This is a genomic window from Streptomyces lavendulae subsp. lavendulae (assembly GCF_002803845.1).
GTDB classification, from domain to species: Bacteria; Actinomycetota; Actinomycetes; order Streptomycetales; family Streptomycetaceae; genus Streptomyces; species Streptomyces lavendulae.
On sequence record NZ_CP024985.1, the window covers coordinates 1,226,543 to 1,240,485 of the forward strand.

The 13,943-nt window shown below is 71.6% G+C and carries 11 protein-coding genes and 1 pseudogene; 7 read left to right on the forward strand and 5 right to left on the reverse strand.

The genetic code is table 11. The annotated features are described in order from the left end of the window. Nucleotides 1-2,202: a sensor histidine kinase gene (locus SLAV_RS05545; RefSeq protein ID WP_051840870.1), complete on the forward strand. Its 2,202-nt coding sequence runs from the start codon at nt 1-3 to the stop codon at nt 2,200-2,202. Here SLAV_RS05545 and SLAV_RS05550 read toward each other — a convergent pair. Next, nucleotides 2,189-2,869 (reverse strand): hypothetical protein, encoded by a 681-nt coding sequence (locus tag SLAV_RS05550; protein ID WP_030229844.1) that lies wholly within the window; start codon nt 2,867-2,869, stop codon nt 2,189-2,191. The genes SLAV_RS05545 and SLAV_RS05550 overlap by 14 nt on opposite strands. 235 nt (nt 2,870-3,104) lie before the next feature. Here SLAV_RS05550 and SLAV_RS05555 point away from each other — a divergent pair, with 235 nt between their 5' ends. Further along, a complete protein-coding gene (locus SLAV_RS05555) occupies nt 3,105-3,434 on the forward strand; it encodes a hypothetical protein (RefSeq protein ID WP_234333578.1) in 330 nt (109 codons plus the stop codon). On the opposite strand, the gene SLAV_RS05560 is transcribed toward SLAV_RS05555, so the two are convergent. Both SLAV_RS05560 and SLAV_RS05565 read right to left on the reverse strand, forming a co-directional pair. Further along, the gene (locus tag SLAV_RS05560; protein ID WP_100660793.1) at nt 3,416-3,883 is read right to left on the reverse strand and encodes a hypothetical protein; all 468 of its coding nucleotides are present in this window, start codon (nt 3,881-3,883) and stop codon (nt 3,416-3,418) included. The genes SLAV_RS05555 and SLAV_RS05560 overlap by 19 nt on opposite strands. 11 nt (nt 3,884-3,894) lie before the next feature. Continuing rightward, the gene (locus SLAV_RS05565; RefSeq protein ID WP_030229846.1) at nt 3,895-7,287 is read right to left on the reverse strand and encodes an ALF repeat-containing protein; all 3,393 of its coding nucleotides are present in this window, start codon (nt 7,285-7,287) and stop codon (nt 3,895-3,897) included. Between the two features lie 502 nt (nt 7,288-7,789). Between SLAV_RS05565 and SLAV_RS05570 the strand changes: the two genes are divergently transcribed. The 4 genes from SLAV_RS05570 to SLAV_RS05580 all read left to right on the forward strand — a co-directional run bounded on the left by SLAV_RS05570 (nt 7,790) and on the right by SLAV_RS05580 (nt 11,173). Continuing rightward, nucleotides 7,790-8,308, forward strand: a complete 519-nt coding sequence (locus SLAV_RS05570) for a hypothetical protein (protein ID WP_199922159.1) — start codon at nt 7,790-7,792, stop codon at nt 8,306-8,308. 163 nt (nt 8,309-8,471) lie between these two features. Then, complete coding sequence (locus SLAV_RS05575; RefSeq protein WP_051840876.1) at nt 8,472-9,623, forward strand: RICIN domain-containing protein; 1,152 nt, start codon at nt 8,472-8,474, stop codon at nt 9,621-9,623. Between the two features lie 366 nt (nt 9,624-9,989). Continuing rightward, the gene (locus tag SLAV_RS43060) at nt 9,990-10,112 is read left to right on the forward strand and encodes a hypothetical protein (RefSeq protein WP_256462245.1); all 123 of its coding nucleotides are present in this window, start codon (nt 9,990-9,992) and stop codon (nt 10,110-10,112) included. 236 nt (nt 10,113-10,348) lie between these two features. Further along, nucleotides 10,349-11,173: a S1 family peptidase gene (locus tag SLAV_RS05580; protein ID WP_051840879.1), complete on the forward strand. Its 825-nt coding sequence runs from the start codon at nt 10,349-10,351 to the stop codon at nt 11,171-11,173. Here the strand turns inward: SLAV_RS05580 and SLAV_RS41755 are convergent. After that, nucleotides 11,159-11,464 (reverse strand): annotated as a pseudogene (locus SLAV_RS41755) (hypothetical protein); the annotation flags it as partial. The gene SLAV_RS05580 and the pseudogene SLAV_RS41755 sit on opposite strands and share 15 nt — an antisense overlap. Before the next feature lie 8 nt (nt 11,465-11,472). Here SLAV_RS41755 and SLAV_RS05590 point away from each other — a divergent pair. After that, nucleotides 11,473-11,682, forward strand: a complete 210-nt coding sequence (locus SLAV_RS05590) for a hypothetical protein (protein ID WP_208754731.1) — start codon at nt 11,473-11,475, stop codon at nt 11,680-11,682. Here SLAV_RS05590 and SLAV_RS05595 read toward each other — a convergent pair. Beyond that, entirely contained in the window at nt 11,656-13,830 is a 2,175-nt protein-coding gene (locus SLAV_RS05595; RefSeq protein WP_030229850.1) for an FUSC family protein, read from the reverse strand. The two genes, SLAV_RS05590 and SLAV_RS05595, sit on opposite strands and share 27 nt — an antisense overlap. Nucleotides 13,831-13,943: the final 113 nt, after the last annotated feature.

A 13,943-nucleotide genomic window follows, 5' to 3' on the forward strand; every position in this document is an offset into this window, starting at 1 on the left:
ATGACGACGACGGACGCGGACGGCCTGACGGCAGCGGCGGTACAGCCGGTCGTCCGGCCCGGAAGGCTCAAGGTCTTCCTGGGTGCGGCCCCCGGGGTCGGGAAGACGTACCGGATGCTCGACGAGGCCCACCGCCGGGTGGCGCGTGGAGCGGACGTGGTGGCCGGTCTCGCGGAGTGCCACCGGCGCCGGCACACCGAGGCGAGGCTCGACGGCCTGGAGATACTGCCCTTGGCCGGCCACGACTACCGTGGCGGCCGGTATGCCGGGTTGGACCGGGAAGCGCTGCTGTCCCGGCGTCCGCAGGTGGTGCTGATCGACGAGCTCGCCCACACCAACGTCCCGGGCGGCGGCCGGCACCCGAAGCGCTGGCAGGACGTCGAGGACATCCTCGCCGCCGGGATCGACGTCGTCACCACGCTCAACATCCAGCACCTGGAGTCGCTGAGCGACGTCGTCGAGAAGATCACCGGGGTGCCGCAGCGCGAGACGGTGCCCGACGAGTTCGTACGCCGCGCCGACGAGATCGAGCTGGTCGACATACCCCCCGAGGGACTTCGGCGCCGGATGGCCCACGGCAACATCTGTCCCCCGGAACGGATCGACGCCTCCCTCGCCCACTACTTCCGCCCCGGCAACCTCATCGCGCTGCGGGAGCTGGCCCTGCTGTGGCTGGCCGGGCGGGTGGACGAGGCCCTCCACAAGTACCGCGTCGAGCACGGCATCGGGGAGGTCTGGGAGACCCGGGAGCGGGTGGTGGTGGCGCTCACGGGCGGCCCCGAGGGGGAGACCCTGATCCGTCGCGCCGCCCGCATCGCCGGCCGCTCCGCGGGTGGCGAACTGCTCGCCGTGCACATCGCACGCAGCGACGCCCTCGCCGCCGGGGTCTCGCACGCGGCGCTCGCCGCGCAGCGGGCCCTCGTCGAGGACCTGGGCGGCAGCTACCACTCCGTCGTCGGCGACGAAGTCCCCACCGCCCTGGTGGACTTCGCCACGGCGGAGAACGCCACCCAGCTCGTCCTCGGTACGAGCCGCCGCCGCAGGCTGGAACGTTTCCTCACCGGCAGGGGAATCGGCGAGACCGTCGTCGCTCTCTCCGAGGACATCGACGTCCACATGGTCACGCACGAGCGGGCCGGCCACGGCCGTCTGCTGCCCTCCCGGCGCCGCACGCTGCCCACCTCCCGCCTCGTCGCCGGACCCGTGGCCGGTGTCGTCCTCCCGGTACTGCTCACCCTCGCCCTGGACCGGATGCGCGGCACGCTGAACCTGACCAGCGAGGCACTGCTGTTCCTGGTGGCCGTCGTGGGCGTGGCCTGCATCGGAGGCGTCGCCTCCGCCGTGATCGCGGCACTGACCGCCGCCCTGCTCCTCAACTACTGGTTCATGCCGCCCATGGGCGAGTTCCACGTCGGCGCCGCGGTCGAGCGGGCCCGCCTGGTCGAAGCCGCCGCCGAGGTCGAACCCATCAAGGCCGCCGACCGTCTGCGCACCGCCCTGCTGCGGGCCGTCAGCCACGACCTGCGGACCCCGCTGGCCGGGGCGCTGGCGGCGATCGGCTCGCTGCGCGCCCCGGACGTGGACTTCTCCGAGGAGGACCGGGCGGAGCTGCTCGAATCCGCCGAGATGTCGCTGAACCGGCTGAACCGGCTGGTGGAGAACCTGCTCGACCTCAGCCGCCTGCAGGCCGGCGCCCTCAGCCTCGAACTGCGGGCCACCACCCCGGAGGAGGTCCTGCCCCCCGCTCTGGAATCACTGGACCTGCCGTCGGCGGACACGCCCCGCATCGACCTGCAGAACCTGGAAACGGTGCCGGCGCTGCAGGCCGACCCCCCGCTGCTCGAACGGGTGCTGGCGAACCTGGTCGGCAACGCGGTCCGCCACGCCCCCGGCGACCGTCCGGTGCTGGTGACGGCGAGCGCCCTGGCCGGGCGGGTCGAGGTCAGGATCGCCGACCGGGGCCCCGGCATCGCCGCCGACGACCGCGAGCGCGCCTTCGAGCCCTTCCAGCGCCTCGGCGACCGTGACAACACCACCGGACTCGGCCTCGGCCTCGCCCTGGCCCGGGGACTGACGGAGGCGATGAACGGCACCCTCACCCCCGAGGACACCCCTGGCGGGGGTCTGACCATGGTCCTGTCCCTGCCCGTCGCCAAGGACGGACTCGAACCCGGCCCGGGCGGCATGCTCAGTACTTCGTGACCTGGGAGCGGAAAGCGTCCATGGTCAGGATCTTCTCGGGGACGGGCAGGGTGATGGTGAACTTCTCTCCGAAGCCGTCGTACGTGGTGGTGCTGGTGCGGCCGTCGCGCTGCGATTCCAGCAGGAGCAGCCGTTGCCGGTCCTTGTCGATGAGGTAGACGTCTTCGGACTTTCCTGCGGTGACCTCCACCGCTTGCGCCTGCCTGCCGGCGACGGCGCGGTCCTTGCCCTGGGTTCGGTGCCCCGCCTCCGCGATCTTGTAGTACATGTCGCAGCCCTGCTCCGCCTTCGTGGTCACGTAGGAGGACCTGAGCTCTGCCGGCACGGTGACCTGCTGGCCGCGCTGCCGCAGGGCGCCGGCGAACAGGTCGGCGCTGGTGTACGAGGTTCCGTCCTTGCAGTAGATGTCGCCCGACACACCCCCCGTGACCTCCACATGGAGGCCTTGAGCAGGGTCCGACCACATCTCCTGCTTCGCACCGGCGAAGGCCGTGGTACTCCCCGACGAATGGAACGACTCGTTCAGCATCCGGGTGTTCGCAGCCTTGACGAGCGACACCGCGTCTGCGTCCGGCGCCTTCCCGGCGCCGTCGCCGCATCCGGCCACCGTGGCGGTGAGTACGGCCGCGAGGGCGATGGACCGGGCGAGGCCGATCTTCGTGAACATGGGTGGACGGTCTCCATCGGTCGTTCCGGCCGGCGTCATCTGGCGAGGTCGTGTGGGGTCGGCGTAGCGGGGGCCGGGCTCCATGTCCCGTGAACCCCTCCCCCCTCGACCTCTCCTGATCCAAACACGGCAACTACGCGCGGACCAAGCGGTGTTGCGTCAAGGAGACGTATGGTTGACGGGACAAGAGCTCGTCACCTGGGCACACTCAAGCGCTCTCCATAGGATCTGGTCTGTGAACGATGACGACGAGCCGGTCTTCAAGCGAAGCAAGTGGGGCACGAACCGCTACTACTACAACCCCCGCAATCCCCTCGGGCTCACGCTGATCGTCATCAGCCTGCTCTTCGCCGGAACGGCGTTGATCCTCATGGCCAACCGCGCCGGCCCCTTCAGGCCACCGCCCGATCCCGCGCCATGGAGCCCGCCACCGTTCGACTACTCCTGGCCGCCGCATTCGAGCCCGCCCACCACGCCTGCTCCGACACCGGGCACGACAAGCACGCCGACCCACCGCGCCGCAGGCGGCGCGGGAGCCGGGGCCGGTTACACGGCGAGCGCGTAGGCCAGGAGAAGCATGAGGGAGACCGTCGTGACCATGAAGAACACATAGCGCGCCGGAACCGCGGGCGCTTCGCTTCCCGGCTGCCGGCGCTCGGCTTCGAGGTGCTCCCGGAGCAGCCTTCCGGAAGGAATCGCACCGATGGTGAACCCGACCCATGTGAAGGAGTACATGACCACCATCTGCCGCGCGCTCCACGGCACGGCCCCCAGGACGCCCAACGCCGTCATCACGAGCAGGAACACGACGGAGACACCGGCCGCCAGGGCGGTCGGCCGGAGCGTTCTCAGACAGCGCTGTACACCGAGGCAGAGCACGGACGTGGCGAAGACGGCCATGGCCACCAGCCAGCCGATGGGGAGTCGCGCGAGGATGTCGGGTCCCTTCGGATCGGGCCAGGGGGCTGCCAGCGTAGCTTCCCCCTGACCCTGTCCCGGTTCCCAGGCCGTCACCGGCCGTACTGTCAGCCGAAAATGGACGACAGCGTCGACGTGACCGGCGAGATCAGGTCGTGGCCGAACTGTGTGATCTTCGTGGCCACGGGAGCCACCGCCTTGCCGCCCACCTTGCTCAGGGCCCCGATCCACTGGGACTGCCCGAAGGTGACGAGTCCCAGCGCGGTGCTGCCGGCGGAGGACCAGAACTCGCTGCTGTTCCATCCGTAGCCGATGCCGGTGAGGATCGTGCTGATCCCGGAGACCGCGACGGATGCGATGCCCAGGCCGAAGGCCAGGGGCTCAAGGACGATGGCGGCGGGCGGGAAGATCAGCCCACCGATGCCCGCGAGGGCGCTCGCGAAGCCCAGGCCGGTGCTGAGCCAGTTCGTGGCGTTGGCCCACCACTTCACGTCCTTGTACCAGGGAACGTCAGCGCCCTTGACGGTGTCGTTGTCAGCGGTGTCGGCCGGGGACTTGCCCGCGTCCTTGGCGGCCTGTGCGTCAGCGGCCGCCTGCCTGGCCGCCGCGGCGAGCTCCTGCTGCCTCTTCTCCGCGGCGATCTCGTGGGCCTGGCTCGCGGCCTCGGCCGCCGTCCTCGCGTCCTGGCCGGCCTGCGTGGCCGACGAGTGGGCGGAAGCGGCGGACGCCTGGGCGGCGTTGGCGGACGCCGATGCGCTGCGTGCGGCGTCGAAGGCGCGGTTGGCGGAGTGGTTCGCCGAGCGCGCGGCGGTGCGGGCGGTGGCCGCCGCCTGACTCGCCTTGTCGGCGGAGGCCTGCGCGTCCTTGGCCGACTGGTCGGCCGCGTCGGCGTTCAGCTTCGCCTGCTGCGCGGAGTTCGCCGCCTGCGTGGCCCAGTCCTTGGCCTTGTTCGCCCATTCGATGGCCTCGGCGGCCGCGTTGCGGGCGACGGCCGCCGCCTGCTGGGCGCGGGCGGCGTCCTCCTGCGCCTTCTGCGCGATCTTCGCGGCCGCGGCGATCGCACCCTGCATGGCGGCGATGTGGCTGGCCGAGTCGTAGTCGAGCTGCGCCGTCTTGTACTGGACCGAGGAGATGAAGTTCCGGCGCAGCCACGCCGGGCCCTCCATCGCCGCCTGGGCGTGGGCCCTGGTGTAGGGGCCGGCCTTGTCCGAGGAGAGCAGGGCGGTGGTGGCGACCGTGTCGTCCTCCCGCTGCGCCGCCTCGCCGGTGACGGTGAGGAACTCGTACAGGGCCTCCACGGTCCCGGCGTTCAGCGCGGTGTTGGCCGCCTTCGTGACCGCCTTGCCCGGGTTGGCGGCGAGGGCGCGCGTCACCGCCACGCGGGCTTCCGTCGCGGACGCCTGGACGAGCCCGCCGTCCAGGAACTTGGCCGCCGCGTCCGGGTCCCTGCTCTCCAGGGCCCGGGCCGCGGCATAGCCGATGTCCGGCGGCAGGGTCCGGGCGAGGTAGAGACTGGTCTCCCGGTCGTCCTGCCGCTGGGCGAGCTGCCGGTCGGTGTCGATCCAGACGTGGATGTCGGAGTCGGCGCCGGACAGGGCGAACCGCGCGGCCTCGTGCGTCCAGGTGCCGTGTGAGGTCCCCATCACGGCGACGGCGGCCTTGCGGCCCAGCCCGGTCGCGAGACCGGTGTCGCCCGCCTTGAGGGCCGTCTCGGCCTGGGCGATGAGGTCCTTCGTGGCCTGTGCGGCCTGCTCGGCCTGGGTGCGCTTCTCGGCGTACGCCTCCCGCTCGCCCTGCTCGATCTGGGCGAGCAGCCGGACCTCCTGGACCGCCCGCTGGGTGTCCTGGTCGAGGCGCTGCCACTCGGCCTCGCGTGCGGCCTTCTCCACCGCGACGGCCTGGGCGACGGCATCGGTGGCGGTGTTCGCGGCCTTGGTGGCCTCGTTGGCGAACTCGGTCGACTTCTTCGCGTACTCCACGGCCTGACCGGCGTACTGGGCGGCCCACTCGGCCGCCGCGGCGGCGTTGTCCGCGTGTGCGGCGGCACTGTTGGCCGCGTCCCGGGCGGTACGTGCCGCCGCTGCGGCCGCGTTGGCCAGGGCCTGGGCCGTGCCGGCGGCGTTGGTGGCGATCGTGGCGTTGGTGCCGGCGATCTGGGCCTGGCGCTTGGCTTCGGCGGCCTCGGCCTGGGCGGCGCCGGCGGCACTGGCGGCGGCGGCCGAGGCGTTGGCGGCGGCCGCGGCGTTGCGGGCGGCGGACGCGGCGGCATCGCCGGCGCTCGCGGCCTGGGCGGAGGCGTTCGCGGCGCTGTCGGCGGCCGCGGCCGCGTTGCGCGCCTGGGCCGCGGCGGTGCGGGCGACCACGGCGGCGTCCTTGGCGGCCTGCGCCTGGGAGGCGTCCTTGGACGCGGCGATGGCCGCGTTGTAGGCCTGGGCGGCGGCGGAGCCCGCGTTGGCCGCGGCCTGGCTCGCGGCGGTGGCGGCGTAGGCGGCGCGGCGCGAGGCCTGGATGGCGGCGTGGGAGGCGACGGTGGCGACCCGGGCCGCGTCGGCGGCGCCCGTGGCGGCCTCGCTCGCCTTGCGGGCCGCCTTGCCGGACTTGATCACGTCCTGCTGCGCGGCCTGGGCCTCGGCGGCAGCCTTCTCGGCCGCGTCCTTGGCCTTGGCGGCGGCCTCGACGGCACGGGCCGAGGCCTCCTCGGCCTGCTTGGTCATCGCGTCGGCCTTCTTGCCCTCGCGCTGGACGACCGCGACCAGTTCCTGGATCTTCATGGCCTCCTGGTCGCGGGCCCGCGCGATGTGCTGGCCGATGTCCAGGAACCACTCGACGTCCTTCGCGGTACCGGAGAGCGCCCGGGTCGCGTACTTCTGCACCTCCGGGCCCGACTGGAAGGAGAGCTTGGAGGCTTCGACCCGCATGTCCTCCAGACGCGCCGTGTACTGGCCGTCCAGGAGGAACGTCTCCAGCGCCGCCTGGGAACCGTCGGTCAGGGCGGTGCTGCCGACACGGTTGACCGCCCGTCCGCCCACGGCCATCACCGTGGTCGTGGCGACCCGCAGGTCTTCCATGATGGCGGCCTTGAAGCCACCGCCGAGATAGGCGGCTATGGCGGAGTCACCGCCGTTGATCGCGGCCGTGACCTCGCGCCGGCTGCCCTTGCCGCCGCCGGCGAGCGAGCTGATGATGGCGACGCGGTTGTCCTCGGCGGTCTCCGAAGCCAGCTTCGTGGCCAGGAAGCTCTGGACGTCGGCGTCGGTGCCGGTCAGCGCGGCGGCGGCAGCGGCGCGGACGGCCTTGCCGCCCAGCAGCCACGCCTTCACGACCTTGGCACGGTCGGTGTCGGGGAGACGGAACGGGTCGCCGTCACCTCCGTCCGGCGGGGGAACGGTGGCGGCCAGGGCGGCCACGGGGTTGAGTACGAGGCTCGATGTGGTGATGGCAACCGTGGTGGCGGCAACGGCGCCGAGAACCCGGCGCCGGCTCCAATAGATGGTGTCCAAAACGACCCTTCGCTATCGGCGCCCGATGGCGCGAGTTTTCTTCGCCGAGGCAAGGGTGCGCCCGGCCGGTTCCAAGGGATTCCCTCCGCGACCTTATGCAGCAATCGAGTGGTTGACTACTCGTCACATACCCTGCGCGGGCTGGATTGTCGGTGGGTCCGCGCAAGTGAACCAGGCATTCCGTCACGCGCATGGCCGTCTGAAGATGGCCTTCGTCATGCGAATCCCGGATTCCGCGACCACGGGACCCATCGAATGAAGTGACGCAAGTCACTCGTCGCCCCTCCGGGGCGCCCAATACCCCTCGCTAATGGTCCATCAAGATTCTTTTCCGAAGGTTGAGTTCGGCGCGGAACGGTCCGCTACGATGCCGCTCGGAAGTGGGGGACTTCCCGGGTCCGGCATGCCGTGCACGAGCATGCCGGATATTCGGAATCCAGCCTTCACATCCGTGTTGACAGCCGTTCCGGGTTTTGAACCGGAACCGATGACGGGGACAGCGATGAAGGCACGCAAGACCATGCTCCGTGCTGTTGGCGCCGCACTTGGCGCAGGCGCCCTCGCATGGGTCGCGATCGGGAGCGGACTCTCCGGCGCTCCGGCCCGCGCGGACAGCTCCGCGATGAAGGCGGTCGCCGAGGAGGGGCCGGGCTACGCCATCGAGGACTTCGGCTACCCGAACGCCGACAAGATCCTCGCCGAGAAGCACATCACCCTCAAGCGCGGCGACGGGCACATCCTCCTCGCCGACTGCGGCAGCGCGACCGATCTGATGGAGGTCTGGTCCCGTGCGAACGAGAAGATCTGCTTCCGCGTCACCGGCACCAAGGGCTACCTGACCCTGGAGATCCCCGCGGTCTTCGCCGTCAAGGGCAACGCCTACTCCGCCAAGGTCGACATGACCGTCGGCGCGGAGGAGAAGACGTTCGACGTCAACAAGAACGCCTGGACGCCGGTCGGCGAGAGCGCCGACGAACAGGGCCGCGACTTCATGCTCATGGAGATCCGCACCAGCAAGTAGCACCGGCGACGCCCGTACCGGGCCGACGGCGGCTTCGTGCGGACGCCCGTACCGGGCCATCGGCACCGCCCCATTGAACCCGTCGGCCGAGTGACCGACCGATGCCGCGGCGTTGCGAGGCCATGCCCACGCGCCCGCGTCCTGCCTGCGAAGGAACACTCACATGTCCGCACTCCGTCCGCGCGCTGCACGGATCTCCGGCCTGCTGGCCACCTCCGCCCTGCTGTCGACGGCCCTGATGACCGCGACCCCTGCCGTCGCGGTCTCCGGCCCCGAGGCTGCCGCCGGCGCACACCCGTACGCCGTCCGGCTCGACATCGGCGACGAGGCCAACTCCCGTGCCTGCACGGGCACACTCGTCGACCGCTTCTGGGTCCTGACCGCCGCGAGCTGCCTCGCCGCCACCCCGGGAAGCACGGTCCCGGCCGGCAAGCCGGCCCTCAAGACGACCGCGACGCTCAGCGACGGCAAGGCCGTCGAGGTCACCGAGGTCGCGCCGCGCACCGACCGGGACGCCGCCCTCGTACGGCTCGCCACCCCGGTCACCGGGATCGCGCCCGCCCTCCTCGCCACCGCGGCCCCGGCGACCGGTGCCGAGCTGACCGCGGCCGGGTTCGGCCGTACGAAGACGGAGTGGGTGCCGGACAAGCTCCACACCGGCACCTTCACCGTCAACTCCGCCACCGCCACCACCCTCGCCATCACCGGTAAGGGCACCGACGTACTCTGCAAGGGCGACACCGGCGGCCCGCTGCTCAACTCCGCGGGCCAGATCACCGGTGTCAACTCCCGCTCCTGGCAGGGCGGCTGCCTGGGAACCCCGGCCACGGAGACGCGTACGGGCGCCATCTCCACCCGCACCGACGACCTGGCCCAGTGGCTGCGGGACGTCCGCTTCACCACCGCCTCGATCCAGAACGCGCTGAGCAACCGCTGCGCGTACGTCGGTTGGCGCACCCCCGACAACGGCGCCCCGGCCCAGCAGGTCGACTGCGACCCGCAGTACGCCGACCAGCTCTGGAAGCTGGAGCCGGTCCCGGGCGGCTACCAGATCCGCAACCACTTCAACAACCGCTGCCTGGTGGTCTCGTGGCGCACCCCGGAGGACGGCGCGCCCGTGACGCAGTACGACTGCCACCCGGAGTTCGCCGACCAGGTGTGGAAGCTGGAGCCGGTCGCCGGCGGCGGCTACTCCATCCGGAACTCGGTGAGCAACAAGTGCATGTACGTCTCGTGGCGCACGCCGGAATGGGGCGCGCCCCTGACTCAGGTGGGCTGCGATTCACAGTACGTCGACCAGGTCTGGAAGATCTGAACGACCTGACACGCCGAGAGAAAGCGGGGCGCCCTCGGTCCGGCCGTCAAGGGCGACCTCGCCTTTCGCGCTCTCGGTGCGGAATTCGACTGCCTGAAACACTCCAGGCGCCTCCATTGACGATCGGCTGGAATTCGCTTCGGAAAGTCGAGTTGAAGACATGCGCGATCTGGCGATCGGCTCAAAATAAGGGGCTTTCCAGGGTGGCGCGCTCGCGCTTCCGGGTGGTCCCTCTCTTCGGAACGCCCCCTTCACATTCGTGTTGACGGCGGTTTCGGCCATCGGCCGAACCGACGAACGGGACAGGATCGAAGGCACGCAAGACAATGCTCCGTGCTGTCGGCGCGGCCCTCGGCACGGGTCGACATGACGACGGGTACTGAGGAGACGACGTTCGACGTGAACAAGAACGCCTGGACGCCGGTCGGCGAGAGCGCCGACGAACAGGGCCGCGACTTCACGCTCATGGAAATCCGCACGTCCAGGTAGACCGGCGGCACTCACGCCGCACCACCCGCACCGCGCCGTTCCCTTGAGCCCGTCGGCCCGAGGGGGCCGAACGACGCTCCGGCATGCGTGTGGACGTTCCCGCACGCCCGCGCTCTGCTGTCGAAGGAAGAACATGTCTGCATCCCGTCCGCGCGCCGCGCGGATCCCCGGCTTGTTGGCCGCCACCGCTGTGATGTCGGTGGGTCTCGCCGTTCCGGCCACTCCCGCCCTCGGCGGTGGCCGGACCCGAGGCCGCCGCCGGACAGCTCCCGTCCGTCGTGAAGCTCGGCCTCGGCAATGAGAACGACTCCCGTGCGTATACGGGTGTGTTGGTCGACCGTTTCTGGGTACTGACGGCCGCCGGCTGTTTCGCCGGCACGCCCGGTACTCCGGTTCCGGCGGGCAAGCCTGCGCTGAAGACCACCGCGACGCTCAGCGACGGCAAGGCGGTCGAGATCACCGAGATCGTCCCGCGCGACGACCGCGACGCGGCCCTGGTCCGGCTGGCCACCGCCGTCACCACCATCAAGCCGACGACACTGGCCGCTGCCGCGCCGGCCGCGAACGCCGAGCTGACCGCGGCCGGGTTCGGCCGTACGAAGACGGAGTGGGTGCCGGACAAGCTCCACAGCGGCACCTTCACCGTCAACTCCACCACCGCCACCACCCTCGCCATCACCGGCAAGGGCACCGACGTACTCTGCAAGGGCGACACCGGCGGCCCGCTGCTGAACTCCGCGGGCCAGATCGCCGGTGTCAACTCCCGTTCCTGGCAGAGCGGCTGCCTGGGAACCCAGGCCACGAAGTCGCGTACGGGCGCCATCTCCACCCGCACCGACGACCTGGCCCAGTGGATCAACACCACCACGTACCGCGCCCCTGCGACGTCCAGCGACTTCAACGGCGACGGCAAAACGGACCTCGCCCTCACCGGCGGCCAAGGCTGGACCTGCCTGCCCGTAGCCATCTCCAAAGGCGACGGCACCTTCAACGTCACCTGCAACACCCCCGGCATGGACTGGGGCGACTGGGCAGCCGAAAACGGCGTGAAGGTCGCCTAGGTTCTGTCTCTTTGGTCGGCGTCGGGTCCAGATGAGGATGCCGGCGATGTGGAGTGCGGCCTGGTAGGCGATGGCGAGCTTGTCGGTTCGGGTGGCCAGGCCGCGCCACTGTTAGGCCCGGTCAGCCAGCACCGCGAAGGGCCGGGTTCGTGGTCTTCCGGGGCCGGTGCGGGGCACGCGAATGCGGGACATCACGCCCTCGAAGGCGGGCGCGTCACCGGCCTGACCTGAAGTGACGATGAAGGCCAGGGGTCGTGCCCCGCCGTCTGAGGCCAGGTGGGGTTGCCGGGATCGGCAAGGTGCTCATCGTGACGGCCGAGGCGGAGAAGTCCTTCCGGTGGAACGTCGAGAGGATCGAACTGCTCATCCTGGCAGGTCTGATCCTCGTGATGGCGACAGCGGCGTACGTGTGGCGTCGCTCGATGCGGCCGGGAGACCACTTCCCGCTCCAGGAGGTGCGGCGCTCCCCGTCGCCGGAGCCGTCACCCACCCCGGTGGGCGGGTCCTGATCCGTCACCTTCCGCCGCCTCGGCCGCCCGTACCCGTTGCTCCTCGCGAGCGGAGCCGACGTCCCGTTCCAGGGGTGTACGGCTCACGGCCGTCGCGAGGTCCTCCAAGGCCTGCTTCTGCATTTCCGCCCCGCGCCGCACCACCGGGCTCCCGTCCCCGGCGGCGGCGCCCTCCCATGCGTGGAGCGCCTCCTCCACGCGCGCCCAGTCCGGATTCCTGTGCTCGCGCACGTCGACCGCCGCCTGCGCGGTGTCCGCCTCCAGGGCCTCGGCGAGCCGCTCCGCCTCGGGGACGGGACGGCTGTCGTCCCGCAGGACATGGCTCTCCATGAGCATCGCCGCCCGGTCGAACCCCTTGAGCGCCTCCTGCGCCTCCTCCGCCTCGCGTGACGTCAGGCCCCTGGGGCGGACCGGTTCCTGCCTCGCCCGGTCGTACGTCTCCTGCCAGGCGGCATGTGCCTCCCTGCTCGCCAGCAGTGCCCTGCGCAGGTCGGCGTGATGTTCCCGGGTCGGTTCGGCGTAGCTGCGGAGCACCGCGGCCGCGTAACGGCCCTCGGCGGCGAGCCAGTCCGCAAGCCGGCCCGGCAGCCGGGGTGTCTCCCATGCGGGGAACACCACGTACGCCAACATCGCCAGGGCCCCGCCGAGCAGGGTGAGCACCACCCGCTCCGGGACCGTCTGCTCCCATGCCTGGCCGCCCATGCCGAGCAGGAAGACGACGTATGCGGCAGTGAAGCAATGGGAGTAGGCGTAGCCAGTACGGTTCAGCATGAACGACAGGCCCGCCGAGACCACCGCCAGCAGGCCGAACACCTGGGCGTCCGGACCCAGGGCCCGCACCGTCCCGGTGGCGAGCGCGACCCCCGCCAGGGTCCCGGCGAGACGGGCCACCGCCCGCGCGTACGTCCGGTGGAAGTCCGGTCGCATCACCATCACCGAGGTGATGGGCACCCAGTAGCCGTGGCCCACCGGCAGCCGGGCGGCGATCAGGTAGCCGAGCGTGGCCACCGCCGCCAGGCGGACGGCGTGCCGGAACACGGGAGAGTCCCGGCGGAGCTCAGGGCGGACCGCCCGGACCACGACCGGGACCAGCCGGAACATGGTCGGGCGCACCAGGAAATGGGCGTTCGCGGGGCCGGGCGGCGCGGGCGTCCTCCCACGCGTGCCGCACCGGGCGACCTCCAAGGCCTCGCCGAGCAGTTCCACGAGCCGCGCGGCAGCCTGCCGCGCGGGGCCCTCCAGCACCTCGTGCTCCTCGTCGACGCGCAGGGCGTCCGTGCTTTCGGGCGACACCTCGGCGGGAGTGCCGCGGCGGATCGAACGGGCGGCCGCGTCCAGGACCTCGGCGGCCGCGTCGAGCAACTCCCGCGCGCGGTCCCGCCCGGGTCCCTCCGCCGGGGCGCCGACGTCCGGGTCGGCGAGTGCGGCGACGACCGGCCGAATGCGCTCGGCGAGCCCCCGGGGGCCGTGCAGGACGGGGGGACGGGTGCGGGCCTGCGAGGGCGTCACGGCGGCCGCGTCCCGGGCCGTCATCAACGGTTCCGGGTCGAACGGGGCGGTCGGGTCGTGCCGCAGCCGGCGGGCGTAGTCCGCCACGGCGGCCAGGGCGTCGGCGAGCGCGTCACGGTGCGCCCCCCAACGGCGGATCGGGAACAGCAGGATCAGCAGGGCCTGCGCCACGCCCCCGAGCGCGATGATCCCGGCGTGCTCCAGAGCCCGCCCGACGCTCGTGGGCAGGGTGACGGTCACCAGCATGCTGCCGACCGTCGTCGCCGCGACGATCCCGGCGGTCGATCCGACGGCCCACGCCATCCCTGCGGCAAAGGCCCATACGGCCAGCAGTGGGAGGAACGTCGCGAGTCGTCCCGCGGCCAGATAGCCCAGGAAGGTGCTGAGTGCCAGACCTACGCCCGCGCCGAGCGCGATGACCTTGCGGGGACGCCAGGTGCGCTGGAAAGTGGCTGCGCCCGCAGAGTAGGCGCCGAGGGCGGCGGACGCGGCGTAGGCCGGGGAGGCCAGCCACAGCGCCGGCCCGATGACGATCGACACCCCCACAGCTGTGCGCAGCGCGAGCAGGGGCTCCAGTCGCGCCTCCTCGATCGTGAGCCCGGATCGCACGACTTCCCGGAGGGCCCGCAGCCACGTCACGGGCAGGAGCCTAGCCGGACCCCCTACCGGGTCGCGCCGGCCACGCCGCCGCCTCCTGTCCTCGGATCCCTCGCCGCTTGTGCCCCTTCCCTGGTCCGTGCGGATCCAGGACC